This is a genomic window from Streptomyces sp. NPDC036984, from assembly GCF_055607665.1.
The window spans coordinates 235,058-259,461 of sequence record NZ_JBVJRL010000006.1 but is presented as its reverse complement, the minus strand read 5'-3'; the positions used below and the strand labels follow the sequence as shown (position 1 = coordinate 259,461).

23 protein-coding genes are annotated in these 24,404 nt (G+C 72.0%); 17 read left to right on the top strand and 6 right to left on the bottom strand.

Annotation, left to right across the window (positions count from 1 at the left end; all coding sequences use genetic code 11):
- Positions 1 to 75: 75 nt before the first annotated feature.
- From rpmI to ACZ7DL_RS14665, 9 genes are all read left to right on the top strand, one after another.
- Positions 76 to 270 carry a 50S ribosomal protein L35 gene (gene rpmI, locus ACZ7DL_RS14705; protein WP_004933563.1) on the top strand — a complete coding sequence of 65 codons (195 nt, stop codon included), beginning with the start codon at positions 76 to 78 and terminating at the stop codon, positions 268 to 270.
- Positions 271 to 376: 106 nt separating this feature from the next.
- Positions 377 to 760: a 50S ribosomal protein L20 gene (gene rplT / locus ACZ7DL_RS14700; RefSeq protein ID WP_016642495.1), complete on the top strand. Its 384-nt coding sequence runs from the start codon at positions 377 to 379 to the stop codon at positions 758 to 760.
- A 216-nt stretch (positions 761 to 976) separates the two neighbouring features.
- Positions 977 to 1,840: a TrmH family RNA methyltransferase gene (locus ACZ7DL_RS14695; RefSeq protein WP_470774579.1), complete on the top strand. Its 864-nt coding sequence runs from the start codon at positions 977 to 979 to the stop codon at positions 1,838 to 1,840.
- A 50-nt stretch (positions 1,841 to 1,890) separates the two neighbouring features.
- Positions 1,891 to 3,030 carry a sensor histidine kinase gene (locus ACZ7DL_RS14690; RefSeq protein WP_470774407.1) on the top strand — a complete coding sequence of 380 codons (1,140 nt, stop codon included), beginning with the start codon at positions 1,891 to 1,893 and terminating at the stop codon, positions 3,028 to 3,030.
- Between the two features lie 127 nt (positions 3,031 to 3,157).
- A complete protein-coding gene (gene pheS, locus ACZ7DL_RS14685; RefSeq protein WP_470774405.1) occupies positions 3,158 to 4,303 on the top strand; it encodes a phenylalanine--tRNA ligase subunit alpha in 1,146 nt (381 codons plus the stop codon).
- Complete coding sequence (gene pheT / locus ACZ7DL_RS14680) at positions 4,303 to 6,816, top strand: phenylalanine--tRNA ligase subunit beta (RefSeq protein ID WP_470774404.1); 2,514 nt, start codon at positions 4,303 to 4,305, stop codon at positions 6,814 to 6,816. The genes pheS and pheT overlap by 1 nt, the downstream gene beginning before the upstream one ends.
- A gap of 170 nt (positions 6,817 to 6,986) precedes the next feature.
- Entirely contained in the window at positions 6,987 to 8,048 is a 1,062-nt protein-coding gene (locus ACZ7DL_RS14675; RefSeq protein ID WP_470774402.1) for a PP2C family protein-serine/threonine phosphatase, read from the top strand.
- A 368-nt stretch (positions 8,049 to 8,416) separates the two neighbouring features.
- On the top strand, positions 8,417 to 9,757 hold the full coding sequence (locus ACZ7DL_RS14670; RefSeq protein WP_470774400.1) for a transcriptional regulator: 1,341 nt from the start codon (positions 8,417 to 8,419) through the stop codon (positions 9,755 to 9,757).
- A gap of 65 nt (positions 9,758 to 9,822) precedes the next feature.
- Positions 9,823 to 10,359 (top strand): NUDIX hydrolase, encoded by a 537-nt coding sequence (locus ACZ7DL_RS14665; RefSeq protein ID WP_470774399.1) that lies wholly within the window; start codon positions 9,823 to 9,825, stop codon positions 10,357 to 10,359.
- Here the strand turns inward: ACZ7DL_RS14665 and ACZ7DL_RS14660 are convergent.
- Together ACZ7DL_RS14660 and ACZ7DL_RS14655 are read right to left on the bottom strand one after the other, a co-directional pair.
- A complete protein-coding gene (locus ACZ7DL_RS14660) occupies positions 10,356 to 10,616 on the bottom strand; it encodes a hypothetical protein (protein WP_470774397.1) in 261 nt (86 codons plus the stop codon). The genes ACZ7DL_RS14665 and ACZ7DL_RS14660 overlap by 4 nt on opposite strands.
- A gap of 194 nt (positions 10,617 to 10,810) precedes the next feature.
- Complete coding sequence (locus ACZ7DL_RS14655; protein ID WP_470774395.1) at positions 10,811 to 11,671, bottom strand: 3-hydroxybutyryl-CoA dehydrogenase; 861 nt, start codon at positions 11,669 to 11,671, stop codon at positions 10,811 to 10,813.
- A gap of 170 nt (positions 11,672 to 11,841) precedes the next feature.
- On the opposite strand from ACZ7DL_RS14655, the gene ACZ7DL_RS14650 reads away from it, so the two are divergent.
- A complete protein-coding gene (locus tag ACZ7DL_RS14650; RefSeq protein ID WP_470774393.1) occupies positions 11,842 to 13,110 on the top strand; it encodes a glycoside hydrolase family 10-like protein in 1,269 nt (422 codons plus the stop codon).
- Between the two features lies 1 nt (position 13,111).
- Here ACZ7DL_RS14650 and ACZ7DL_RS14645 read toward each other — a convergent pair whose 3' ends face one another.
- Positions 13,112 to 13,309 (bottom strand): DUF1918 domain-containing protein, encoded by a 198-nt coding sequence (locus tag ACZ7DL_RS14645; RefSeq protein ID WP_470774391.1) that lies wholly within the window; start codon positions 13,307 to 13,309, stop codon positions 13,112 to 13,114.
- A gap of 20 nt (positions 13,310 to 13,329) precedes the next feature.
- Entirely contained in the window at positions 13,330 to 14,241 is a 912-nt protein-coding gene (locus tag ACZ7DL_RS14640) for a DMT family transporter (protein ID WP_470774390.1), read from the bottom strand.
- On the opposite strand from ACZ7DL_RS14640, the gene ACZ7DL_RS14635 reads away from it, so the two are divergent.
- From ACZ7DL_RS14635 to ACZ7DL_RS14625, 3 genes are all read left to right on the top strand, one after another.
- A complete protein-coding gene (locus tag ACZ7DL_RS14635) occupies positions 14,240 to 15,727 on the top strand; it encodes an aminotransferase-like domain-containing protein (RefSeq protein WP_470774388.1) in 1,488 nt (495 codons plus the stop codon). The genes ACZ7DL_RS14640 and ACZ7DL_RS14635 overlap by 2 nt on opposite strands.
- A 41-nt stretch (positions 15,728 to 15,768) precedes the next feature.
- Positions 15,769 to 16,203 (top strand): GNAT family N-acetyltransferase, encoded by a 435-nt coding sequence (locus tag ACZ7DL_RS14630; RefSeq protein ID WP_470774387.1) that lies wholly within the window; start codon positions 15,769 to 15,771, stop codon positions 16,201 to 16,203.
- Positions 16,204 to 16,276: 73 nt separating this feature from the next.
- Positions 16,277 to 16,870 (top strand): histidine phosphatase family protein, encoded by a 594-nt coding sequence (locus ACZ7DL_RS14625; protein ID WP_470774386.1) that lies wholly within the window; start codon positions 16,277 to 16,279, stop codon positions 16,868 to 16,870.
- Here the strand turns inward: ACZ7DL_RS14625 and ACZ7DL_RS14620 are convergent.
- Both ACZ7DL_RS14620 and ACZ7DL_RS14615 read right to left on the bottom strand, forming a co-directional pair.
- On the bottom strand, positions 16,852 to 17,298 hold the full coding sequence (locus tag ACZ7DL_RS14620; RefSeq protein ID WP_470774384.1) for a DUF6314 family protein: 447 nt from the start codon (positions 17,296 to 17,298) through the stop codon (positions 16,852 to 16,854). The genes ACZ7DL_RS14625 and ACZ7DL_RS14620 overlap by 19 nt on opposite strands.
- Positions 17,295 to 17,549 (bottom strand): hypothetical protein, encoded by a 255-nt coding sequence (locus ACZ7DL_RS14615; protein ID WP_470774382.1) that lies wholly within the window; start codon positions 17,547 to 17,549, stop codon positions 17,295 to 17,297. The genes ACZ7DL_RS14620 and ACZ7DL_RS14615 overlap by 4 nt, the downstream gene beginning before the upstream one ends.
- A 116-nt stretch (positions 17,550 to 17,665) precedes the next feature.
- On the opposite strand from ACZ7DL_RS14615, the gene ACZ7DL_RS14610 reads away from it, so the two are divergent.
- The 4 genes from ACZ7DL_RS14610 (at position 17,666) to ACZ7DL_RS14595 (ending at position 24,384) form a co-directional block, all read left to right on the top strand.
- A complete protein-coding gene (locus ACZ7DL_RS14610; RefSeq protein ID WP_470774380.1) occupies positions 17,666 to 20,146 on the top strand; it encodes an alpha-L-arabinofuranosidase C-terminal domain-containing protein in 2,481 nt (826 codons plus the stop codon).
- A gap of 344 nt (positions 20,147 to 20,490) precedes the next feature.
- On the top strand, positions 20,491 to 23,031 hold the full coding sequence (locus tag ACZ7DL_RS14605; RefSeq protein WP_470774378.1) for a YfhO family protein: 2,541 nt from the start codon (positions 20,491 to 20,493) through the stop codon (positions 23,029 to 23,031).
- A gap of 22 nt (positions 23,032 to 23,053) precedes the next feature.
- Positions 23,054 to 24,004 (top strand): glycosyltransferase family 2 protein, encoded by a 951-nt coding sequence (locus ACZ7DL_RS14600; protein ID WP_470774376.1) that lies wholly within the window; start codon positions 23,054 to 23,056, stop codon positions 24,002 to 24,004.
- Positions 24,004 to 24,384, top strand: coding sequence for a GtrA family protein (locus ACZ7DL_RS14595; RefSeq protein ID WP_470774374.1), 381 nt, complete (start codon positions 24,004 to 24,006; stop codon positions 24,382 to 24,384). The genes ACZ7DL_RS14600 and ACZ7DL_RS14595 overlap by 1 nt, the downstream gene beginning before the upstream one ends.
- Positions 24,385 to 24,404: the final 20 nt, after the last annotated feature.

The following is a 24,404-nucleotide window of genomic DNA, read 5'->3' as shown; positions in this document are numbered from 1 at the left end:
AAGAGAGCGACGCTCCACCGTGCCCGGTTTCACGACCGGGCACCGGAGCGCCACCGACGAGGAGATAACGGCGCTATGCCGAAGAACAAGTCGCACAGCGGTGCCAGCAAGCGCTTCAAGGTCACCGGCTCCGGCAAGGTGCTCCGTGAGCGCGCCGGCAAGCGCCACCTGCTCGAGCACAAGTCGTCCCGCGTCACGCGTCGCCTCACCGGCAACGCCGAGATGGCCCCGGGCGACGCCGCGAAGATCAAGAAGCTTCTCGGCAAGTGACGTACCCGGCGCTCGTCACCCACTGAGCGCCGTACGTCAGGACCGGGACCCAGTCGTTTCCGGGTCGTGTGAGTACCACCACGACCCCGCTACAAGGAGTTAACAAGTGGCACGCGTCAAGCGGGCAGTCAACGCCCACAAGAAGCGCCGGGCGATCCTCGAGCAGGCCTCCGGCTACCGCGGTCAGCGTTCGCGTCTGTACCGCAAGGCCAAGGAGCAGGTCACCCACTCGCTGGTCTACAACTACAACGACCGCAAGAAGCGCAAGGGCGACTTCCGTCAGCTGTGGATCCAGCGCATCAACGCCGCTGCCCGCGCCAACGGCATCACCTACAACCGCTTCATCCAGGGTCTGAAGGCCGCGAACATCGAGGTCGACCGCAAGATCCTGGCCGAGCTGGCCGTGAACGACGCGAACGCCTTCGCGGCGCTCGTCGAGGTCGCGCAGAAGGCGCTGCCGTCGGACGTCAACGCTCCCAAGGCTGCGTGACGCAGCGCTGGCTTTGAGCCGACGTTCACTGGAGGACCCGCAGGCTGTGTAGCTTGCGGGTCCTGTTGTTGGGACCTCGGCGTTCGTTTCCGGCTGGTGCGTCGTGGCTCGTCGCGCCCGCGGCGCAGCCGCATATCGATACGGCCCCGCGCCCTTCGGACGCGGGCACCCCGCAGCGGCGGAAAAAAGAAGACCCTCCTGAAGGTGAAGAAGAGCATGGCCCCCGTCAGCCCCGAGCTGATCTCCCCCCGGTCCGCCCGTGTCTCCGCCGCCCGGCGGCTTGCCAAGCGGAACTTCCGGGGCAAGGACCGGCTGTTTCTCGCGGAGGGACCGCAGGCCGTACGGGAGGCCGCCGGGCACCGGGGCGCGGACGGGACGGCGACGCTGGTCGAGCTGTTCGCCACCGTGGAGGCCGCGGAGCGGTACGCCGACATCATCGGGGCCGCGCGGGACGCCGGCGCCCGGGTGCACCTCGCCTCCGACGAGGTCATCGCCGACATCTCCACCACCGTCACCCCGCAGGGGCTGGTCGGGGTGTGCCGGTTCCTGGACACGCCGTTCGAGGAGATCCTCGCCGCCCGGCCGAAGCTGGTCGCCGTGCTGGCCCATGTGCGGGACCCCGGGAACGCCGGCACCGTGCTGCGGTGCGCCGACGCCGCCGGCGCCGAGGCGGTCGTCCTCACCGACGCCTCCGTGGACCTGTACAACCCCAAGGCCGTCCGGGCCTCCGTCGGTTCCCACTTCCACCTGCCCGTCGCCGTCGGCGTCCCGGTCGAGCGGGCCGTGGCCGGACTCCAGGACGCCGGAGTGCGCATCCTCGCCGCCGACGGGGCCGGCGACCGCGACCTGGACGAGGAACTGGACAAGGGCACCATGGGCGGCCCCACCGCCTGGGTCTTCGGCAACGAGGCCTGGGGGCTGCCGGAGGAGACCCGCGCCCTCGCCGACGCCGTCGTCCGCGTCCCGATCCACGGGAAGGCCGAGAGCCTGAACCTCGCCACGGCCGCCGCCGTATGTCTCTACGCGTCGGCCCGTGCACAGCGCGCCTCCGGAGGGTGCCGCTCCGTCACCGAGAGCTAGTAGGGTGACCAGCGCGGGGCCCTGCGCCGTCTGAGAGGTGGGGTACGGGGATGAGTGTGGCCGGCACGAGCGCCGCGCCGGAGGGACGAGACGCGCGGCGCACACCCGCGCCGCGCCGCCCCGGCACGGCCGGCTTCGGCGTCGATCCCGACCAGCTGCCCGACGGCCTCGTCATCGCCGACGAGCACGGCCGGGTGACCTGCTTCAACGCCGCGGCCGCGCGCATCACCGCCGTACGGCCCGCCGACGCCCTCGGGCAGTCCCTGGAGAAGGCACTGCCGTTAGAGGACCTGGAGGGCCGCCGCTGGTGGCAGCTCACCGACCCCTACGGCGGACTCGCGATCCGGGTACGGCAGCCGGAGCGGAATCTGCTGCTGCCCGGCGGCCGGGAGGTGCTGGTCTCCGCCCGCTATGTGCGGGGCGAGCCGCTGGGTCCGGTGCGCAGCGTGGTCGTCTCCCTGCGGGACACCGAGGCCCGCCGCCGTACCGAGCGCAGTCACGCCGAGCTGATCGCCACCGTCGCCCACGAACTGCGCTCCCCGCTGACCTCCGTGAAGGGGTTCACCGCCACCCTGCTCGCCAAGTGGGAACGCTTCACCGACGACCAGAAGCGGCTGATGCTGGAGACCGTCGACGCCGACGCCGACCGGGTCACCCGGCTCATCGCCGAGCTGCTGGACATCTCCCGCATCGACTCCGGGCGGCTGGAGGTACGGCGCCAGCCCGTCGACATCGGGGCCGCCGTCTCCCGGCACATCCAGGCCTATGTCGCCGCCGGCCAGCGCGCCGACCGCTTCCTGCTCCGCATCGAACAGCCGCTGCCCGCCCTGTGGGCCGACCCCGACAAGATCGATCAGGTGCTGAGCAACCTCATCGAAAATGCCGTGCGGCATGGGGAGGGAACCGTCACCATTGGCGTCACGCCCACGGCATCGCCGCGCGAGGGCGAGGAAACCGGCACGTCGGTCACGGTGAGCGACGAGGGGCCCGGCATCCCGGAGGAGTCCATGAACCGCGTCTTCACCCGCTTCTGGCGGGGCAGCAAGCGCGGCGGCACGGGCCTCGGGCTGTACATCGTCAAGGGCATCGTCGAGGCCCATGGCGGCACGATCACGGTCGGCCGGGCCGCGAGCGGCGGCGCCGAGTTCCGATTTACGTTGCCCGTGGCCGCCCCGGCGTATCTCGCCTAGCGGCCCACGGGCCATTCGTCCACCCCCACCCCGTTAGACTCGGCCTTTGGCACCTTTGTGTCCTGCACGCGGCCCTCGCGAGTCGGTGACGGGGACCATCCGCCAGCAATCGGAAGCACGGGAAGAGATGTCGGCACCCAATAAGTCGTACGACCCTGTCGAGGTCGAGGCGTTGAAACCGGAAGAGATCGAGCGCATGCGGGACGAGGCGCTCGCCGCCTTCGCCGCCGCGGACTCCCTCGACGCGCTCCACGAGGCCAAGGTCGCCCACACCGGCCCGGCCTCCGCGCTGGCCCTCGCCAACCGCGAGATCGGCGCCCTGCCACCGCACGCCAAGGCCGAGGCCGGCAAGCGCGTCGGCATGGCCCGCGGCGCCGTGAACAAGGCGCTCGCCGCCCGCCAGACCGAGCTGGAGGCCGAGCGTGACGCGCGCGTGCTGGTCGAGGAGGACGTCGACGTCACGCTGCCGTACGACCGCGTCCCGGCCGGCGCCCGGCACCCGCTGACCACGCTCTCGGAGCGCATCGAGGACGTCTTCGTGGCCATGGGCTACGAGGTCGCCGAGGGCCCCGAGGTCGAGGCCGAGTGGTTCAACTTCGACGCCCTCAACATCGGCCCGGACCACCCGGCCCGCGGCGAGGCCGACACCTTCTTCGTGCAGACCGCGTCCGACAGCGGCTCCGCCGCGGGGTCCGGCGGCGCGGAGTCCGGTGTCGTGCTGCGTACCCACACCTCGCCGGTGCAGATCCGCTCCCTGCTCGACCGTGAGCTGCCGGTCTACGTGATCTGCCCGGGCCGCGTGTACCGCACCGACGAGCTGGACGCCACCCACACCCCGGTCTTCCACCAGGTGGAGCTGCTCGCCGTGGACGAGGGTCTGACCATGGCCGACCTCAAGGGCACCCTGGACCACATGGTCCAGTCGCTGTTCGGCGAGGGCATGAAGACCCGGCTGCGGCCGAACTTCTTCCCGTTCACCGAGCCGTCCGCCGAGATGGACATGGTGTGCTACGTCTGCCGCGGCGAGTCCGTCGGCAACCCCGACCGGCCCTGCCGCACCTGCTCGTCCGAGGGCTGGATCGAGCTCGGCGGCTGCGGCATGGTCAACCCGCGGGTGCTGGCGGCCTGCGGCGTCGACCCGGAGAAGTACAGCGGCTTCGCCTTCGGGTTCGGCATCGAGCGGATGCTGATGTTCCGCCACAACGTCGAAGACATGCGAGACATGGTCGAGGGTGACGTCCGGTTCACCCGGCCGTTCGGGATGGAGATCTGATGCGGGTCCCGCTTTCTTGGCTGCGGGAGTACGTCGACCTGCCGGCGACGGAGACCGGGCGCGACGTCCAGGCCAAGCTCATTTCGGCCGGCCTCGAGGTGGAGACCGTCGAGCAGCTCGGCGCCGACCTCAAGGGGCCGCTGGTCGTCGGCCGGGTGCTGACCATCGAGGAGCTGGAGGGCTTCAAGAAGCCGATCCGCTTCTGCACCGTCGACGTCGGCCAGGCCAACGGCACGGGTGAGCCCCAGGAGATCGTCTGCGGCGCCCGCAACTTCCAGGTCGGCGACAAGGTCGTCGTGGTCCTTCCCGGTGCCACGCTGCCCGGCGGCTTCTCCATCGCCGCCCGCAAGACCTACGGCAGGGTTTCGCACGGCATGATCTGCTCCAGCGACGAGCTGGGCATGGGCGACGACGGCAACCACGGCATCATCGTGCTGCCGCCGGAGACCGAGGTCGGCAAGGACGCCATCGAGCTGCTGGAGCTGGTCGACGAGGTCCTGGACATCGCCGTCACCGCCAACCGCGGCGACTGCCTGTCCATCCGCGGCGTCGCCCGCGAGACCGCCATCGCCTACGGCCTGCCGCTGCGCGACCCGGCGCTGCTCGACGTGCCGGCCCCGAACGCCTACGGCTACCCGGTCCGGGTCACCGACCCCGCGGGCTGCGACCGTTTCACCGCCCGTACGGTGGCCGGTCTGAGCCCCGAGGCGCGCTCCCCGATCTGGCTCCAGCGCCGGCTCCAGAAGGTCGGCATGCGTCCGATCTCGCTCGCCGTCGACGTCACGAACTACGTGATGATGGAGCTGGGCCAGCCCCTGCACGCCTACGACCGCAGGCTGGTCCAGGGCACCATCGGCGTGCGCCGCGCCGAGGAGGGCGAGAAGCTCGTCACCCTCGACGGCGTCGAGCGCAGGCTGCACGCCGAGGACCTGGTCATCACCGACGAGCGCGGCCCGATCGGCCTCGCCGGCGTCATGGGCGGCGCCAACACCGAGATCGCCGATCACGACGACCTCGAGAACGCCACCACCGACGTGGTCATCGAGGCCGCCCACTTCAACGAGGTCGCGATCGCCCGTACGGCCCGCCGTCACAAGCTGTCCTCCGAGGCCTCCCGCCGCTTCGAGCGGGGCGTCGACCCGCAGGCCGCGGCGGCCGCCGCGCAGCGGACCGTGGACCTGCTGGTCCTGCTCGCGGGCGGCACGGCCGAGGCCGGTGTCACCGAGATCATCGCGCCCTCCGCCCCGCACACGATCACTGTCCCGGCGGACCACCCGGACAAGGTCGCGGGCGTGGTCTACGGCCGCGAGACGGTCGTCCGCCGGCTCCAGGAGATCGGCTGTGACGTCTACGGGCAGGACGAGCTGATCGTCACCGTCCCGTCCTGGCGGCCCGACCTCGCCGAGGCGAACGACCTGGCGGAGGAGGTCATCCGCCTGGAGGGCTACGAGAACCTGCCCTCCACGCTGCCCAAGCCTCCCTCGGGCCGCGGTCTGACCCACCGCCAGCGGCTGCACCGCCGCGTCGGCCGCGCGCTGGCCGGCGCCGGCTATGTCGAGGCGCCGACCTACCCGTTCGTCGCCGAGCAGGTCTTCGACCAGCTCGGCCTGACGGCCGACGACCCGGCCCGCCGCGTGGTGAAGCTGGCCAACCCGCTCAACGACGAGGAGCCCGCGCTCCGTACGACGCTGCTGCCCGGCCTGCTGGGCGCCCTGCGGCGCAACGACGGCCGGGGCTCGCACGACCTGGCGCTGTTCGAGACCGGCCTGGTCTTCCTGCCGCGCGAGGAGCGGCGTGCCGCCGGGCACCTGCCCGTCGACCGGCGCCCGACCGACGAGGAGATCGCCGGGCTGAACGCCGCGCTGCCCGAGCAGCCGCGGCACGTCGCCGTCGTCCTCGCGGGCGCCCGCGAGCAGGCCGGCTGGTGGGGCAAGGGCCGTCCGGCGGACTGGTCCGACGCCGTCGAGGCGGCGCGCACCGTCGCCCGTGAGGCCGGGGCCGAACTGATCGTCCGCAAGGGCCAGTACGGCCCGTGGCACCCCGGCCGTTGCGCCGAGCTGGTGGTCGTCGCCGACGGTACGGAGCGGGTCGTGGGCCACGCGGGCGAACTGCACCCGCGTGTCCTCAAGGCCCTCGGCCTGCCCGAGCGCACCTGCGCGATGGAATTGGACCTGGACGCCCTGGAGGCGGTGGGCGACGGCGCCCCGCAGGCGCCGAGCATCTCCACGTTCCCGGTGGCCACCCAGGATGTCGCCCTCGTCGTGGACAAGCCGGTCCCGGCCGCGGAGGTCGAGGCCGCGCTGCGCGCGGGCGCCGGCGAGCTGCTGGAGGCCATCCGGCTGTTCGACGTGTACGAGAACGCCGAGCAGCTGGGCGACGGCAAGAAGTCGCTGGCGTACGCGCTGCGCTTCCGCGCGGGTGACCGGACGCTGACCGTCGACGAGGCTTCGGCTGCCAGGGATGCGGCCGTGGCCCTGGCCGGGGAGCGTACCGGGGCGGTGCTGCGGGGCTGACGGCCGTGGCCGTCAACTGCATAAATGCAGGTTGACCCGGGTGTTCTCACTCGTTCGGGTGGGAAGTAAGGGTGATCTGACCCGTCCGGGTCATGCCGTCGACAGAATCGGACCGGCCTTTCGGGGTCGGTCCGTCTGCTCTGTCAGGGCCCATTTGGGGGACCAGAGGCATGATCCGCATCAAGGCACGGGCGCCCACCGCACGGGGAGCCGTACTGCCCATGGTCTGGGGTGCCGTCGCGGTCGGCTACAAGTTCGGCTGCCCGCTCGCCCAGCAGGACGGGTTCGGGGCGCGCATCGTCAGCAGTGCCGTGTTCTTCGCCGTCGGCGCGGTGCTCATATGCCATGCCCGCCGCGCCCTGCTGCGGGAACTGCGGCTCGCCCGGCGGGCGGCGCGGGCCGCGCAGAACGTCGTCCTGCGCCCGCTGCCGCCCCGCCTCGCCGGGCTCAACGTCGCCGCCGCCCGGCTGTCGGCCGACCGGGGCGCGAGCGTCGGCGGCGATCTGTACGAAGCCATCGCCACCGAGCACGGCGTCCGGGTGGTGATGGGTGACGTACGGGGACACGGCCTGGCCGCCCTCGGGACCGTCGCCGCCCTCCTCGGCAGCTTCCGCGAGGCCGCGCACGACGAGCCGGAACTGGGCCGCGTGCTGCGCAGACTGGACCGCGCCCTCGCCCGCCACCTGCGCGAACGCGCCCGCGCCGAACACCCGGCGAGCGGGCTGCCGGGCCCCGACAGCCCGGTCGCCGAGGAGTTCGTCACCGTCCTGCTCCTGGAGATCGACCGGGAGGGCGGGGTGCGCGTCCTCAACTGCGGCCATCCTTGGCCGTATCTGCTCAGCGGGACCGCGGTGGAGCCGCTGTCGCATGCCGATCCGCTGCCGCCGCTGGGCCCCTTCCCGCTGCCGGCGGAGCTGGACGCCCTGGACTGCCGCCGGCTGCTGCCGGAGGAGTCCCTGGTCCTCTTCACGGACGGCGCGGAGGACGCCCGGGACGCCCGGGGCCGGTTCTTCGCGCTGCCGGACGCGCTGCGCGAGGTGGTGCGCGATCACCCGGTGTCCCCGCAGTCGGTGCTGCGCGGGGTCTTCGGAGCCCTCCGGCACCACACGGCCGGCAGACCCACGGACGACGTGGCGGTACTGGTCCTGCGGAACGACCGAAACGGGGCACGCTCCGGCTCCGGGACCACGCGACCGGCCGGCACGCACGCGGAGCCGACCACCCACCGCTAGGGGGCTTCGTTTGGATCAGCCCGGGTCCGCGACGCCCGGCACGGCACCTCGCCGCGTTGTCGGACCACCCGAGTACGCCCAGTACGCGGGTGATCCTCCGCCTTGCGATGCACCGCACCATGCGCCGCGGCGTGATCCGACCTGATCCAAACGAAACCCCCTAGGTCCCGCCCTCGCCGCAGCCGGGCCGCCGCTGTGTCGAGGGGGGAGCCGACGGCCCGGCCGACCTCTTGCGAGGCATCTCAGTGAACCGGCCCGGCACCCTCCGCGACAGCGCGCGCACACCGCGGATACGGGCACTCCGTTCACACCCCGTGTGAAGACGTTCCCACTACGCTGACGGCACCAGGCCACTCGGGGGGCATCCCATGCAGCCCAACACTCTGCTCGACGCCATCCTGGACGAGGCGGGGATCTCGCACGCCGGTCTCGCCGCCCACGTCAACCAGGCGGGCCGCGCACGCGGTCTCGCGCTGCGGTACGAACACACCGCCGTGGCACGCTGGCTGAAGGGCCAGCGGCCCCGCGGCCAGGTCCCCGACCTGATCTGCGAGGTGCTGGCCGCCCGGCTGCACCGGCCCGTCACCCTGGACGACATCGGGCTCGGGGTGCCCGGCGAGCCCGGCACCCCGCACACCGGTTCGCTGGGCGGCTTCGTGGAGCGGGCCACCGCCCTGTGGCGGTCGGACGAACAGCAGCGGCCCCATGTGCTGGGCGCCCCGGCCGTCACCGGAACGCCCGCCGTGATGCCGGTGTGGGAGTGGGAGAACCCGCCCGAGGACGTCGACGTCTCCAGGGGCGGCCGGCACCCGGTCACCGCAGCCGACATCGAGATGCTGCGCGCGGCCCGGGCGCACTACGAGCAGATGTACCGGAAGGCCGGCGGTATCGCGACCCGGACCAGGATCGTCGGGTTCCTCAACGCCGAGACCGCACCGCTGCTGCGCGGCAGCTACACCGACGCCACCGGCCGTCAACTGCACCGGGCGACGGGCGGGTTGGTGGCGATCGCGGGGATCTGCGCGTACGACTCCGACGCGCACGGACTCGCCCAGCGCTACTTCCACCAGGCGCTCAGGCTGGCGAAGGCCAGCGGGGACCGGGGACTCGGGGCGTACGTCATCGCGCTGCTGGTCAACCAGTCGCTGTTCATGCGGGAGTACCGGCAGGCCGTCGCCTTCGCCGAGGCCGCGCTGCGGGCCGCCGGCCGGCACATCACCCCGGCGCTCGCCTCGGACCTGTACGCGATGCAGGCGAAGGCGTACGCGCACCTCGGCGACGGTGGCAGCGCGCTGTCCTGCATCCGGCGAGCGGAGACGGCGGCCGAGCGGATCCGGCGCGGATACGAGCCGGACGAGACCGGCTATGTGCAACCGGGGCTGGTCAATGTCCAGGTGGCCGAGGCGCTGCTCAGCCTCGGGGAAATCGCGGCCGCCCGGGAGCACGCGGCAGCGGCCGTCGACAACCCCGCCCACGACCGGGGGCGGGTGCACCGGCTGGCCATGCTCAGCACCATCGAACTGCGGCAGGGCAACGCCGAGAAGGCGGTGGCCACCGCCGTGCAGATGGCGGAGCAGGCCCGCGGGATGGAGTCCCAGCGGCTGCGCGACAGACTGCGCGCGGTACGCGAGCATCTGGTGCGCTGCGGCTCGGCCGGCACCGCGGAGGCCGCCGAACTCATCGACGGGGCACTGCGCGTACCGCTGTAGGCCCACTGTGGGTGCACCGTCCCTGCTGCGATATTGCCACTTACTCGGCGGAAGGTGGCAGAACCGTGCAGTGGACGAAGCAGAACGAACAAACTGTGTATGAAAACCGCTGGTTCAGCGTCAATCTCGCAGATGTCGAGCTGCCGGACGGCCGGCACCTCGACCACTTCCTGATCCGGCTGCGCCCTGTGGCCGTGGCCACGGTGGTCAACGAGGCGAACGAGGTGCTGCTGCTGTGGCGGCACCGGTTCATCACCGACAGCTGGGGCTGGGAACTGGCCGCGGGTGTCGTCGAGGACGGCGAGGACATCACCCGCGCGGCCGCCCGGGAACTGGAGGAGGAGACCGGCTGGCGGCCGGGACCCCTGCACCACCTCATGAGCGTGGAGCCGTCCAACGGTCTCACCGATGCCCGGCACCACATCTACTGGTCCGACCGGGGCGAGTACGTCGGACACCCCGTGGACGACTTCGAGTCGGACCGGCGGGAATGGGTCCCCCTCAAGCTCGTCCCCGACCTGATCGCCCGTGGGGAGGTCCCGGCCGCCAACATGGCGGCCGCGTTACTCCTGCTGCACCACCTCAGGCTCGCCGAAGGCTAATGGGCGGCCAGCGCCTGCCAGACGGTCACCACGAGCGCGCCCAGCGCCGTCAGTGCGGCGAGTGAGGGCAGCGGCCAGCGTGCGTGTTCCAGCGAGGTCATGCGGGAGTTCAGCTCGTCCAGCTCCTTGGCGCTCTCCTCGGTGCGGTGCCTGAGCAGCGCCAGTCCTCCCTCGACACGGGCGTAGGCCACGTCCAGGCGGCGCCGTAACTCTGCGAGTTCTCCATGGACCACGGGATGCTCCGGATCGACGGTCACGGGTCCGCTCCTCTCGGTAGTCGAAATGGATGATTCCGCATCCCTTGCATGCACATGAGGAGTCAACTCGCCTGGTGGGCGCATGGGGAGCGTGTGCGCAGGGCATATGCGTGCCCGGCGCGCACACGGTGTGTGAAACAGATGGGCCCGGCACCGAAATCCGGTGCCGGGCCCGAAAGCGTCGCGCTCGGTAATCAGCCGTAGGTGTAGAAGCCGGAGCCGGTCTTCCGGCCCAGCCGGCCCGCCTCCACCATCCGCTGGAGCAGCGGGGGAGCGGCGTACAGCGGCTCCTTGTACTCGGCGTACATGGAGTTGGCGATGGAGACGATGGTGTCCAGGCCGATCAGGTCGGACAGCTTCAGCGGACCCATCGGGTGGGCGCAGCCCATCTCCATGCCGTTGTCGATGTCCTCGCGGCTCGCGATGCCCGACTCGAACATCCGGATCGCGGACAGCAGGTAGGGCACGAGCAGCGCGTTCACCACGAACCCGGAGCGGTCCTGGGCGCGGATGGCGTGCTTGCCGAGCACCTTCTCGGCGAAGACATGGGCGCGGCCGAGCGTGTCCTCGGAGGTGGTGAGCGCCGGGATCAGCTCGACGAGCTGCTGCACCGGGGCCGGGTTGAAGAAGTGGATGCCGACCACGTGGTCCGGCCGGGAGGTGGCGACCGCCAGCTTCACCAGCGGGATCGAGGAGGTGTTGGAGGCCAGGATCGCGTCCGCCCGGGTCACCACCTGGTCGAGCACCTGGAAGATCTCGGTCTTCACCGGCTCGCTCTCCACGACGGCCTCGATGACGAGGTCGCGGTCGGCGAACTCGCCGAGGTCCGTGGTGAAGCTCAGGCGCGCCTGTGTGGCGTCCCGCTCCTCTTCGCTGATCTTGCCGCGCTCGGCGGCCTTGGCCAGGGAGTTGAACAGCCGGGTACGGCCGATCTCCAGGGCCTCGCCGGTGGTCTCGGCGACCTTCACGTCCAGTCCCGCGCGGGCGCACACCTCGGCGATGCCCGCGCCCATCTGGCCGCAGCCCACGACTCCGACGCGCTCGATGTCGGTCACATCGTTCCCTTCGCTGTGTTCTCCGGCTCGATGGCAGACCTCCGGGTTCGGCGCCTGCTCCGATCGTGCACGTTACCGCCAAGTATCGATGATCGATCGTCCGGGTGGGGGCATCCTGAAGCGCGAAACGATCCGTGACGGAGCGGATCCGGAGCGTATGGGGTGTGCGGATGGGGCGCATGTCACGCCGGACCTTCGCGCTGGCCGCGCTGGCCGCGATGGCCGCGATGTCCACGGAGCTCTCGTCGCCGACCGCGGCCGTCGTCCCGGCCCGGCGCGCGGCGCCGGGGCCGTACCGGCTGCCGCGGGCGAGCACCGAGATGCGCGGGGTCTGGATCGCGACGGTCGTCAACCGGGACTGGCCCTCGCGGTCCGGCCTCTCGGCGAGCGCGCAGCGCAAGGAGCTGATCACCCACCTCGACCGCGCGGTCCGCGACCGGCTCAACACGGTGATCCTCCAGGTGCGGCCCTCGGCCGACGCGCTGTGGCCCTCGCCGTACGAGCCCTGGTCCGCGTACCTCACCGGCACCCAGGGCAGGCACCCGGGCTGGGACCCGCTCGGCACGGCCGTCAAGGAGGCCCACGCCCGGGGTCTCGAACTGCACGCCTGGTGCAACCCGTACCGGATCGCGAACCACACCGACCCCACCCGGCTGACCGCCTCGCACCCGGCCCGCAGACACCCCGACTGGGTGGTGCGCTACGGCGGCCGGCTCTACTACAACCCCGGCCTGCCCCAGGTCCGCGCCTTCGTACAGCAGGCGATGCTCGACGCGGTCGCCCGGTACCCGGTCGACGCCGTCCACTTCGACGACTACTTCTACCCCTACCCGGTCGCCGGCCAGACCTTCGACGACGACGAGGCGTACGACCGCTACGGCGGGGCCTTCTCCAGCCGGGCCGCCTGGCGCCGGGACAACATCGACAAGCTGGTGCAGGAGATGGCCGCCGGCATCAAGCGAGTACGGCCCGGCACCCGGTTCGGGATCAGCCCCTTCGGAGTGTGGCGCAACGCGTCGACCGACGCGCGCGGCTCCGACACGCGGGCGGGCGTCGAGACGTACGACGACCTGCACGCGGACACCCGCAAGTGGGTGCGCAACCACTGGATCGACTACATCGTCCCGCAGCTGTACTGGCACATCGGCAACGCCGCGGCCGACTACGCCGAACTCGCCGCCTGGTGGGCGGCGGTCGCCAAGGGCACCAAGACGCACCTGTACCTCGGCGAGGCCCTGTACAAGGCGGGCGCCGCCGGGCAACCGTCGGCCTGGCAGGACCCGGTCGAGCTGTCCCGGCATCTGACCCTCGCCGCGAAGTACCCGCAGGTGCGCGGGCACGTGTTCTTCGCCGCCAAGGAGGTGGCGGCCGATCCGAACGGGGCGATGGCGCGGGTGGTCGCCGACCACTACCGGGAGCCGGCGACATCACCGCGGTGAGCTATCGCTGTTGCTCTTTCTTGTGCTCCACCTGGCAGTCGGGCCCCGGGGACAGAATCGTCTCGTGTCCGTTCTCGGCCCGGACGCGGTAGGGCGGGGTGCCCTCGGGACCCAGTACTTCGACGACTTCCACGACATGGTCGTGTTGGCCGACCACCCTGCCGTGCTGGACAAGCCGGTCGCCCTTGGATGCGCGCATATGACAGGCCCTCCTCACGATCACGACCGCTGCGTGACGGCGATGCAGACGAGCACGGCCACGGCGGTCAGCGGAGCGGCCGCCGTGAAGTGCTCGCCCAGCAGCAGCGCCGACCACACCAGTGTGAGCAGGGGCTGAGCCAACTGCAACTGGCTGGCCCGCGGGATGCCGATGGCCGCCATGCCGCGGTACCAGACGAGCAGACCGACGAACTGCGAACCCAGCGCCACCCACAGCAGACCGGCGATGCCGTGCCCGGTGAGGTGCACGGGCTCGTACGCCAGCGCGACCGCGGCGGCCGGCACGCTGAGCGGCAGGCACAGCACCAGCGCCCAGCCGATGACCTGCCAGCCGGGCATGACCCGGGCCAGCCGGCCGCCCTCGGTGTACCCGGCCGCGCAGACCAGCAGGGCCGCGAACAGATAGCCGTCGGCCGCGGTGAGCGCGCCACCGCTCTGGGCGACGGTGAAGGCGAGCACGGCCGCGGCGCCCGCCACGGCCGCCAGCCAGAACCGGCGGGAGGGCCGGTGGCCGGTGCGCAGGGCCGAGAACACGGCCGTGGTCAGCGGCAGCAGTCCGACCACGACGGCCGCGTGCGCGGTGGTGGACGTCTGAAGGGCGAGCGTGGTGAGCATCGGGAAGCCCAGCACCACGCCGGCGGCGACCACGGCCAGCCCCGCGAGATGGCGCCGCGCCGGCAGCCGCACCCCGAGCGCCAGCAGACAGCCGCCGGCGACGACCGCGGCGAGGACGGCCCGCACCGCCACCAGGGACCAGGGGCCGAAGCTCTCCAGGCCCCAGGCGGTCGAGGGGAAGGTCAGCGAGAAGGCGACCACGCCGAGCGTGGCCTGGAGGGTGCCCACCGCCCGGGTCTCCGGGGGAGCGGTGACTGCTATCCCTGTATCGGTAGTAGCGCTACTCTGTGTTCTCATGCAACAGCGTAGCAGTGTGGGGGAACTGGTCGAAGAGCTTCGACGGGAACTGGACCGCTACTCGCCTGGTGGAAAGCTCCCGTCGAGCCGGGCGCTGGTCGAACGGTTCCGGGTGAGCCCGGTGACCGTCTCGCGCGCCCTGGCCCAGCTCGCCGCCGAGGGCCTGGTGGTCACCCGGCCCGGCGCCGGGGCCTTCCGGGCCCGGCCGCAGCGGGCGGAGACCCCGGCCGGCGACACCTCCTGGCAGGAGGTCGCGCTGAGCGCCGACAGCGCAACCGACCTCGTACCACGCACGGTGGACGCCTCCGGCGTCACGGTCTCGCTCGCCGCTCCGCCGCCCGGGGTGCTGGAGTTCAACGGCGGCTATCCGCACCCCTCGCTCCAGCCGGAGCGGGCCATGGCGGCGGCCCTGGCCCGGGCCGGGCGACGGCCCGGCGCCTGGGCGCGGCCGCCGCTGGAGGGGCTGCCGGAGCTGCGGGAGTGGTTCGCGCGCGGGATCGGCGGCGCCGTCACGGCGGCCGACGTGCTGATCGCGGCCGGCGGGCAGTCCGCCCTCGCCACCGCGCTGCGCGCGCTCGCCCCGCCCGGCGCCCCGGTGCTCGTGGAGTCGCCCACCTACCCGGGCATGCTGGCCCTCGCCCGCGCGGCCGGCCTGCGGCCCGTCCCGGTGCCCGTGGACCCCGACGGGGTCCGCCCCGACCTGCTCGCGGACGCCTTCCACGCCACCGGCGCCCGGGTCTTCGTCTGCCAGCCGCTGTTCCAGAACCCGACCGGTGCCGTGCTGGCTCCCGCCCGGCGCGCCGAGGTGCTGCGGATCGCCCGCGAGGCCGGCGCGTTCGTCGTGGAGGACGACTACGTCCGCCGGCTGGTGCACGCCGACGCGGGCCCGCTGCCCCGCCCGCTGGCCGCCGACGACCCGGACGGCGTGGTCGTCCACGTCGGCTCGCTGACCAAGGCGACCTCGCCGAGCTTCCGGGTGAGCGCCCTGGCCGCGCGCGGTCCGGTGTGGGAACGCCTGCGCGCCATCCAGGTCGTGGACAGCTTCTTCGTGCCCCGGCCGCTCCAGGAGGCCGCCCTGGAGCTCGTCGGCTCCCCGGCCTGGCCGCGCCATCTGCGGGCGCTGTCGGCCGAACTGAAGAGCCGCCGCGACGCCATGACCGGCGCGCTCGCCCGGCACCTGCCCGAACTGGCCCTGCCGCACATCCCGACCGGCGGCTACCACCTGTGGCTGCGGCTGCCCGACGGAACGGACGAAGCCGCCCTGGCCGCCGCCGCGCTCCGTACAGGTGTCGCCCTCACCCCGGGCCGCCCCTACTTCAGCGCCGAACCCCCCGCCGGCCACCTCCGGCTGAGCTTCGCGGCGGTGGCCGGCCTCGGGGAGATCGCGGAAGGGGTACGACGGCTGCGGGCGGCGTGCGACGAGGTGCCGGGATGGACGAGGTGCCGGGACGGACGAGGTGCCGGGACGGACGAGGTACTCGGTTAATCGCTCGTCCCGGAGCGACCGGGCCTGTGATGATCACCCGCATGAGCGACGCAGCGTTCCCCGAGGGATACGAGTTCTCCGCCGACACCGCCCGCGTCGACGTCGACCGTGTGCACGGCTGGCTGTCGACCGACACGTACTGGGCGAGGGGCCGGCCGCGCGAGAAGCACGAGCGGGCGATGGCCGCCTCGCTCAACTTCGGGGTCTACGCGACCGCGTCGGGGGAGCAGGTGGCGTACGCGCGCGTGGTCACCGACCAGGCGATGTTCGCCTGGCTCGCGGATGTGTACGTCGACCCGTCCGCGCGCGGCAAGGGCATCGGCACGGCGTTCGTCGGCCGGATCCGCGACCACCTCGAACCCTTCGGGCTGCGCCGGATGCTGCTGGCGACCGAGGACGCGCACGGTGTCTACGAGAAGCTCGGCTTCCGGCCGCTGGACCGTCCCGACCACTGGATGGTGCACACCTTCGGGTAAGCGTCGGCATACCTCTGGTAACTCCCAGGTCACAGCCCTTGACCTGCACCCCCGCGCGGCTCACCATCACCGCATGCCACTGAGGGTGACGTTCGTCGCCGCCGCGCGCAGCACCCCGCTGCTCGCCGAGCGCTTCGAGGACGACCGGCCGCTGGACCTGGCCGGCTGGGACGAGGTGCAGCGCGCCGCCGGGGACCTGCTGCCGCTGGCGGCGGCCGAGCTGCGCTACTGCTCGCCGACCCCGCGCAGCCGGGCCACGGGCGACGTCCTGGGGTATGCCCCGCTGGTCCAGCTCGCGCTGCGGGACTGCGACATGGGCCGCTGGCGCGGGCTGACGCTGGGTGAGGCGATGGCGCGCGAGCCGCAGGCCGTCGACTCCTGGCTCGCCGATCCGCGGGCCACCCCGCACGGCGGCGAGTCCCTGCTGGCGTTCATCTCCCGGGTGGGCGGCTGGCTGGACACCCGGCCGGTGGAGGACGGCGGCCGGATCGTCGCGGTGGCCGAGCCGTCCGTGATCCGCGCCGCCCTGGTCTACGCCCTCAAGGCGCCGCCCGCGAGCTACTGGAACATCGACGTCCGCCCGCTGTCCACGACCACGGTCACCGGGCGCTCCGGCCGCTGGAACCTCCGCTTCGACGGGGTGCCGGCTCAGCCCTCGCGGACATAGTCGGTGACGAGGACGAGGTCCTTGGCCGGGCCGCCGACCCGCCACACCGTCCGCCAGTGGTCGGCGTCAAGGACGGTGAACTCGCCCCGGTAGAGGTCGGCCGCGCAGGGGTGGCCGGCGACGTACCGCCCCGTGGTCAGATCCAGGTCGTGGAAGGGCCGCCCGTCCGCGAACCGCACGTCCGCCCGGGCCGGTGTGGGCCCAGGGAGGAACCGCAGCGTCCGCGTGGCCGGCCGCGCCACTCCCTGCCAGTGGAAGATGCCGGACTCCTCGTGCAGCAGCCCGCCGCCGTCCAGCGCGCCGAAGACGGTCACGCCCTCGAACCGTCCCTCGCCCCCGCTCGCCAGGTCCCGTACACCGCGCTCGACGCGCCAGCGCCCGACCAGATGGGCCAGTACGTCGGGCACCGGCCAGAACGCGCCCGTCACCGCGCCCTCCCGGGCCGCCGGTGCGGGCCGTCGGGCGACTCGTCGGGCGTCTTGCGCTCGGCCTGGGCCCGGATCTCCTGGTGCGCGGCGTGACCGGTGGCGCGGAAGGCCTCCTCGTAGGCGGCCAGCGCCGCCCCCACACCCCCGCCGGCCGCACCCCGGCGCCGGATCGCGCGCGCGAGCCAGGTCAGGAGCCCCAGCACGACGGCGAAGAAGCCGAAGACGACCACATACGGCACCCACCCATCCATACCCGGGAGCCTACGTGCCCGCCCGCCCCCATTGACGTGCTCATACCCCTTCCCTATCGTGCGTTCGAAGTGCTGACCAACGTCTGATATTTCGAACATCGAGCCGCGGAGTATCCATGTCACGCACCGCCCGCTGGAGACTCGGCCTGGGAGCGAGCGCCGTCCTGCTCGCCACGGCCGCCCTTCCCGCCCCCGCCCACGCGGAGGACATCACCGACTACACGATCACGGTCGACCCCTCCGCCACCGGGCCGAAGATCGACAAGACGATGTACGGCGTCTTCTTCGAGGACATCAACCGCGCCGCCGACGGCGGCCTGTACGCCGAACTCGTCCAGAACCGGTCCTTCGAGTACTCCACCGACGACAACACGGCCTACACCCCGCTGACCGCCTGGACGGTCACCGGCAGCGCCCGGGTCCTCGGCGACTCCGGCCGCCTCGACGACCGCAACCGCGCCTACCTGTCCCTGGGTGCCGGGTCGTCCGTCACCAACGCCGGCTACAACACCGGCATCGCGGTCCAGGACGGCAAGACGTACGACTTCTCGGTGTGGGCCCGCGCCGAGGCCGGCAGCGTGCTCACCGTCAGCCTCCAGGACTCCGGCGGCACGCTCGCGACCGCCCGGCGGATCGCCGTCACGAAGAGCGGCTGGGCCCGGTACAAGGCCACCTTCACCGCGACCCGCAGCAGCACCGCCGGCCGGCTCACAGTGGCCGCCGACGCCGCCACGGCCCTCGACATGGTGTCCCTCTTCCCGCGCGACACCTACCGGCACGAGCCCAACGGCCTGCGCAAGGACCTCGCCGAGAAGGTCGCGGCCCTGCACCCGGGCTTCGTCCGCTTCCCCGGCGGCTGCCTGGTCAACACCGGATCCATGCAGGACTACAGCGAGGCGTCCGGCTGGCAGCGCAAGCGTTCCTACCAGTGGAAGGACACCATAGGTCCGGTCGAGCAGCGCGCGACGAACGCCAACTTCTGGGGCTACAACCAGAGTTACGGTCTCGGCTACTACGAGTACTTCCGGTTCGCCGAGGACATCGGCGCCATGCCGCTGCCCGTCGTACCGGCCCTGGTGACCGGCTGCGGCCAGAACAAGGCCGTCGCCGACGACGCCCTTCTCGAGCGGCATATCCAGGACACCCTCGACCTCGTCGAGTTCGCCAACGGCCCGGCCACCTCGAAGTGGGGCAGGGTCCGTGCCGGCATGGGCCACCCCAAGCCCTTCCACCTCACCCACATCGAGGTCGGCAACGAGGAGAACCTGCCCACCGAGTTCTTCGCTCGCTTCCAGCGGTTCCGCGCCGCCATCCAGGCGAAGTACCCGTCCATGCAGGTCATCTCCAACGCCGGTCCGGACGACTCCGGCACGACCTTCGACACCGCCTGGAAGCTCAACCGGGACGCCGAGGTCGACATGGTCGACGAGCACTACTACAACAGCCCGCAGTGGTTCCTGCAGAACAACGACCGCTACGACTCCTACGACCGCTCCGGCCCCAAGGTCTTCCTCGGCGAGTACGCCTCCCAGGGCAACGCCTACAAGAACGCCCTGGCGGAAGCGGCGTACATGACCGGCCTGGAACGCAACGCGGACGTCGTCGAGCTCGCCTCCTACGCCCCGCTGTTCGCCAACGAGGACGCTGTGCAGTGGCGCCCGGACCTGGTCTGGTTCAACAACCACGCCTCCTGGAGCTCGGCCAACTACGAGGTGCAGAAGCTGTTCATGACCAACGTGGGCGACCGGGTGGTGCCGAGCACGGCCACCACCACCCCCGGCGTCAGCGACCCCATCACCGGCGCCGTCGGCCTGTCCACCTGGGCCACGACGGCGGCGTACGACGATGTGTCGGTCACGGACGCGGACGGCAGGACGCTGCTCGGTGACGACTTCTCCGGTGACGCCTCGCAGTGGACGCACACGGGCGGCGGCAGCTGGAGCGTCCAGGACGGGCAGTACGTCCAGACCGACGCGGCCGCCGAGAACACCATGGTCTCGGCCGGCGACCCGTCCTGGCACGACTACGACCTGCATGTGAAGGCCACCAAGAAGTCCGGCAAGGAGGGCTTCCTCGTCGCCTTCGGCGTCAAGGACACCGGGAACTACTACTGGTGGAACATCGGCGGCTGGAACAACACCCAGACCGCCGTCGAGCAGGCCGTGGACGGCGGCAAGTCCACGCTGATGTCCAAGGCCGGGTCGGTTGAGACCGGCCGCGCCTATGACGTCGACATCAAGGTGCGCGGCCGCCAGGTGACCCTGTACCTCGACGGCAAGGAGTGGGGCGGCTTCACCGACGACAAGCCGGCCGAGCCGTTCCGTCAGGTCGTCACCCGGGACGCGCAGACCAGCGAGCTGATCGTCAAGGTCGTCAACGCCCAGTCCGCCGCGGCCCGCACCGCCCTCGACCTGGGCGGCGCGAAGGTGGCGAGCAAGGCCCGGGTGACCACGCTCGCCGCCGCGCCGGACGCGGTGAACACCGAGACGGCCACGGCGGTCGCCCCGGTCACCTCCACCCTCACCGGAGTCGCCGACCGGTTCACGTACACCTTCCCGGCGAACTCCGTCACCTTCATGAGGATCAAGCAGAAGTAGCCGGGGCCTGCGACACGGGCTGCTGCCTCAGGGGCAGCAGCCCGCGCTTGCTTTCGGCGATCCCCCCCGCGAGGCCGGTTCACCTCGATCACACCTTCCGGAAAGTCAATGTTTTCCGGGAGGACATGAAATTCACGCGGTGTTTCCCGTATTCGGAAGATGTCGCCTCACTTTTCGGTGAGCGCACAACCAACCCGAATCATGCTCCGTCTAAGTCGGCGAATCGATGGGGCACACATTCTGCGAGGACCACCGAAAATGCACCGCAGTACTCCGGCCGGCGAAAGCGGCATTGCGCACGGGAACCCGTTCCGGCACCCGGACGGGAACAGGGTGTGAAAGCGATGAGCCGGCCCGGGCAGGCAGCCGCCCTGCTCGCCGCCGCCCTCACGGTCACCGCCTTCTGCGCCGGTGACGTCCTCGCGCGCAGCCACCCCTTCGGCCCCCGCACCCGGAACGTCAACGACCTCGGCAACCAGTACGTGCCCTTCCACGCCCACCTGTGGGACCTGCTGCACGGCAGGGCCGAGGGCGGCCTCCTCGTCAACTGGCAGTCCGGCTACGGCGCCTCCTTCCTGCCCGACCTCGGCACTTACCTCGGCAGCCCGTTCGCCCTGCTCGTCGCCGTCTTCCCGCGCGACGAGATCGACCTCGCCGTCTACGCCGTCACCCTCCTGAAGACCGCCTTCGCCGCCGCGGCCATGGCCTGGCTGCTGCTCACCCTGCGCCCCGGCCGCTGGTGGGCGGCGGGCCTGCTCGGCGCCTCCTACGCGCTGTGCGGCTGGAGCGTCGCCGACGCCTCCTACAACCCGATGTGGCTCGACGGTCTGATCGCCCTGCCGCTGCTGTGCCTGGTCGGCGAATGGGCGCTCACCGGCCGCCGGCGCCTGCTCGGCGTGCTGATCGTCGCCCTCGCCTGGACCGCCAACTTCTACACCGCCTACATGGCCACCCTCGGCGCCGCCCTGGTCCTGCTGCTTCGCCTGCTGCTCGCCCGCCCACCGCTCCGGCAGGCGCTCGCGACGGCCGGCCGGGCCGCCCTGACCACCGCCCTCGGCATCGGCCTCGCCGCCCCGCTCGTGACGGTCGTCTACTTCGGCACCACCCACGCCTACCCGGGCCGCGTACGGCAGTTCGCCCCGGTGCCGGCCGAGGACATGGCGGCCCGGCTGCTCCCGGCGACCTACGGCTTCGGCTCCCCGGCCCTCTACGTCGGCCTCACCGCCCTGCTCCTCGCCCTCGCGCTGCCCTTCCACCGAGCGGTCCCGGTCCGGGTCCGCACCGGCTGGACGGCGCTGGTGCTCGCGGTGGCCCTGTCCCTCCAGTGGGGCCCGACCCACCTGGTCTGGCACGCCTTCGCCACTCCGCAGGGCAGCCCCTACCGGCAGGCGTTCGTGCTGTGCGGCCTGCTGGTCGTCGCCGCCTGGCACGCCCTGGCGTACGGCATCCCCGACCGGCGCGCCCTCGGTGCCGCGACCGCGCTGCTGGCGCTGACCGTCGCGGCCGCCGGCCGCAGCACGCTGGTCCACTGGTACACCTGGCTGGTGCTGCCGCTCGCTCTCGCGGGCGCGCTGGGCGGGCTCGCCCTGCTGGGCCGCGCCGGGCGGCACGCCCGGCTCGCCGGGCCGGCCCTCGTCCTCCTCCTCGGCGCGCACGCGGGTGAGGCGGCCGCCACCGCCGCCGTGGCCACCGAGCTGCGCCTCGCGCACCTGGACGACTATGCGCCCTGGGGCGAGCGGCAGGACCGGCAGGCGGCGATGATCGCCGAGGCCGACGGCTGGCCCCGCTACCGCACCGACCCGGGCCGCGAGCAGACCGTCGGCAACGATCCGCTGCTGGTGGGCGGCGAGGGCGCCCAGTACTACAGCAGCCTGACCTCGGACGTCCTCAGCCGCACCCTCACCGCCCTCGGCGGCGGCTGGACCTCGCGCGGGCGGAACGTGCAGAGCCTGGACAACGCCGTCACGGACGTCGTCTTCTCGGTCGGCGCCCGGGTGCACTCCCCGCCCGACCCGCACCAGAAGTACCTCTCCCCGGTCGCCGCCCCGGTCACCGTGACCCGGCGGGACGTACCACCGCTGGTCACGGTCCGGACCAGGCCCGACGCGTCGCCCTTCGGGCAGTCGCCGTACCGCAACCAGGAACTGCTGCTCGGCAGCCGCGTCTACACCGTGCCCCGCGCCACCGTGCACGACGACGGCGGGCGGCCGGTCCGCACCCGCCGGGTCGGCACCGCGAACGCCCTGGCGAGGCCGACGGTCACCGCCCGCTGCCCGGCCGGCACCCAGGTGCACCTGTGGGCTCCGCACTACTCCGGCACCGCACGGCTCGCCGGCGGCGCACCCGCCCGGTTCCGGTTCGAGGTCCCGCGCAACCGCGCCGCCATGGAGCCGCTCGGCACGGCACCCGCCTCCGGGCGGCTGCGGATCGAGCTGACCCCGGACCGGCCGGGCCGCATCCCGTCCGGCGCCGTCGGCTGCCTGGACACCGCCCGGCTGCGCACCGCCGCCGCCCGCCTGAAGGCCGCCGGCGCCCCCGAGGTGACCGTCTCCGACGGCACCGTACGGGCCGAACTGCATGCCGGCAGCACGGGCATCGCGGTCGTCGCGGCACCCCGGATCGCCGGCTGGCGGTGCGCCACCGGCGACGGCCCGGAGCACCCCGCCGGTGACTTCCACGGCCTGATCGCCGTACCGCTCGACGCCCACGCCACCAGCCTGACCTGCACGTTCCACCCACCCGGCCTGCGGTTGGGCACGACTGTCGGGGCCGCCTCGCTGCTGACCCTCCTCGTGCTCACCGCCCTCACCGCCGTCCGCCGCCGGCGCGCCGCCGCGCCGCCCACGACCACATCACCGCGCCCGCGCGTGACCACCGCTTCCTGACCGCGCCCAGGGGGGATCCACCATGCTGATATCGATCGTCGCGCCCTGCTACAACGAGGAAGACGTCGTCGCCCGCTTCCACGAGGAGGTCCAGAAGGTCGCAGAGGAGCTGCTGCCCCTCGGGCACGACATGGAGTTCGTGTACGTGGACGACGGCAGCCGCGACCGTACGCTCGCCGTCCTGAAACGCCTGGCGGACACCGACGCCCGGGTGCGCTATGTCTCTTTCAGCCGCAACTTCGGCAAGGAGGCGGCCCTGCTCGCCGGCCTCCGGCACGCCTCGGGCGACTCGGTGATCGTCATGGACGCCGACCTCCAGCATCCGCCGCAGCTCGTCAAGCGGATGGTCGAGCTGCGCGAACAGGGCCACGACCAGGTCATCGCCAAGCGCACCCGCACCGGCGACCGGCTCACCCGGACCCTCACCGCGCGCCTGTACTACCGGCTCGTCAACCGCCTGGTCGACGTCGAGTTCGCCGACGGCGTGGGGGACTTCCGGCTGCTGTCGCGCCGCGTGGTGGACGCCGTGCTGGCCCTCACCGAGTACAACCGCTTCTCCAAGGGCCTGTTCGCCTGGGTGGGCTTCCCGAGCACCACCTTCGAGTACCGCAACGCCGTGCGCGAGGCCGGCCGCAGCTCCTGGAACCTGCGCGGCCTGCTCAACTACGGCCTCGACGGGCTGCTCTCCTTCAACAACCGCCCGCTGCGCGCCGCCCTCTGGCTCGGCATGAGCCTGCTGCTGTGCGCGGGGCTGTACACCGCCTGGATCGTGGGAGCCGCGCTCGTCAACGGCGTCCAGACCCCCGGCTATGTGACCATCATCACCGCCGTCACGGCCCTCGCGGGCGTACAGATGGTCATGCTGGGAGTCATCGGGGAGTACACCGGCCGCATCTACTACGAGGTGAAGGGGCGCCCGCACTTCCTGGTGAAGGCGACCAACGTGGAACGGACGAAGGACCTCATTCCCTGATGCGGCAGATTCTGACCTTCGCAGCGGTGGGTGTCGTCAACACGGCGACCTACTACTGTCTTTACCTGTTGTTCCTGACTGCTTTTCCTTATCTGGCCGCACACGTTCTGGCATTTGCACTCAGCATGATCGGCTCCTTTTTCCTGAACGCGCGCTTCACGTACCGGACCCGCCCCACCTGGCGGAAATTCCTGCTGTTCCCGCTGACGAACCTCAGCAACTTCCTGATCACGACGGCCGGGGTGTATCTGATCGTCGACGTCCTGAACGCCGGCAGCCGCTTCGCCCCGCTGCTTGCCTCCGCCGCCGCCGTCCCGGTCACCTTCGTGGTGTCCCGCTGGGTGATGCTCCCCGGCGCCGAGAGCAAGTCGATTGCATAAACGTGCAGCGATACGTATAG

Coding starts and splice junctions, on each gene's coding strand:
- rpmI (WP_004933563.1), top strand. CDS start 76: ATGCCGAAGAACAAGTCGCACAGCGGTGCCAGCAAGCGCTTCAAGGTC.
- ACZ7DL_RS14695 (WP_470774579.1), top strand. CDS start 977: ATGGCCCCCGTCAGCCCCGAGCTGATCTCCCCCCGGTCCGCCCGTGTC.
- ACZ7DL_RS14690 (WP_470774407.1), top strand. CDS start 1,891: ATGAGTGTGGCCGGCACGAGCGCCGCGCCGGAGGGACGAGACGCGCGG.
- pheS (WP_470774405.1), top strand. CDS start 3,158: ATGTCGGCACCCAATAAGTCGTACGACCCTGTCGAGGTCGAGGCGTTG.
- pheT (WP_470774404.1), top strand. CDS start 4,303: ATGCGGGTCCCGCTTTCTTGGCTGCGGGAGTACGTCGACCTGCCGGCG.
- ACZ7DL_RS14675 (WP_470774402.1), top strand. CDS start 6,987: ATGATCCGCATCAAGGCACGGGCGCCCACCGCACGGGGAGCCGTACTG.
- ACZ7DL_RS14670 (WP_470774400.1), top strand. CDS start 8,417: ATGCAGCCCAACACTCTGCTCGACGCCATCCTGGACGAGGCGGGGATC.
- ACZ7DL_RS14650 (WP_470774393.1), top strand. CDS start 11,842: ATGGGGCGCATGTCACGCCGGACCTTCGCGCTGGCCGCGCTGGCCGCG.
- ACZ7DL_RS14645 (WP_470774391.1), bottom strand. CDS start 13,309: ATGCGCGCATCCAAGGGCGACCGGCTTGTCCAGCACGGCAGGGTGGTC.
- ACZ7DL_RS14635 (WP_470774388.1), top strand. CDS start 14,240: ATGCAACAGCGTAGCAGTGTGGGGGAACTGGTCGAAGAGCTTCGACGG.
- ACZ7DL_RS14640 (WP_470774390.1), bottom strand. CDS start 14,241: ATGAGAACACAGAGTAGCGCTACTACCGATACAGGGATAGCAGTCACC.
- ACZ7DL_RS14630 (WP_470774387.1), top strand. CDS start 15,769: ATGAGCGACGCAGCGTTCCCCGAGGGATACGAGTTCTCCGCCGACACC.
- ACZ7DL_RS14625 (WP_470774386.1), top strand. CDS start 16,277: ATGCCACTGAGGGTGACGTTCGTCGCCGCCGCGCGCAGCACCCCGCTG.
- ACZ7DL_RS14615 (WP_470774382.1), bottom strand. CDS start 17,549: ATGGATGGGTGGGTGCCGTATGTGGTCGTCTTCGGCTTCTTCGCCGTC.
- ACZ7DL_RS14610 (WP_470774380.1), top strand. CDS start 17,666: ATGTCACGCACCGCCCGCTGGAGACTCGGCCTGGGAGCGAGCGCCGTC.
- ACZ7DL_RS14605 (WP_470774378.1), top strand. CDS start 20,491: ATGAGCCGGCCCGGGCAGGCAGCCGCCCTGCTCGCCGCCGCCCTCACG.
- ACZ7DL_RS14600 (WP_470774376.1), top strand. CDS start 23,054: ATGCTGATATCGATCGTCGCGCCCTGCTACAACGAGGAAGACGTCGTC.
- ACZ7DL_RS14595 (WP_470774374.1), top strand. CDS start 24,004: ATGCGGCAGATTCTGACCTTCGCAGCGGTGGGTGTCGTCAACACGGCG.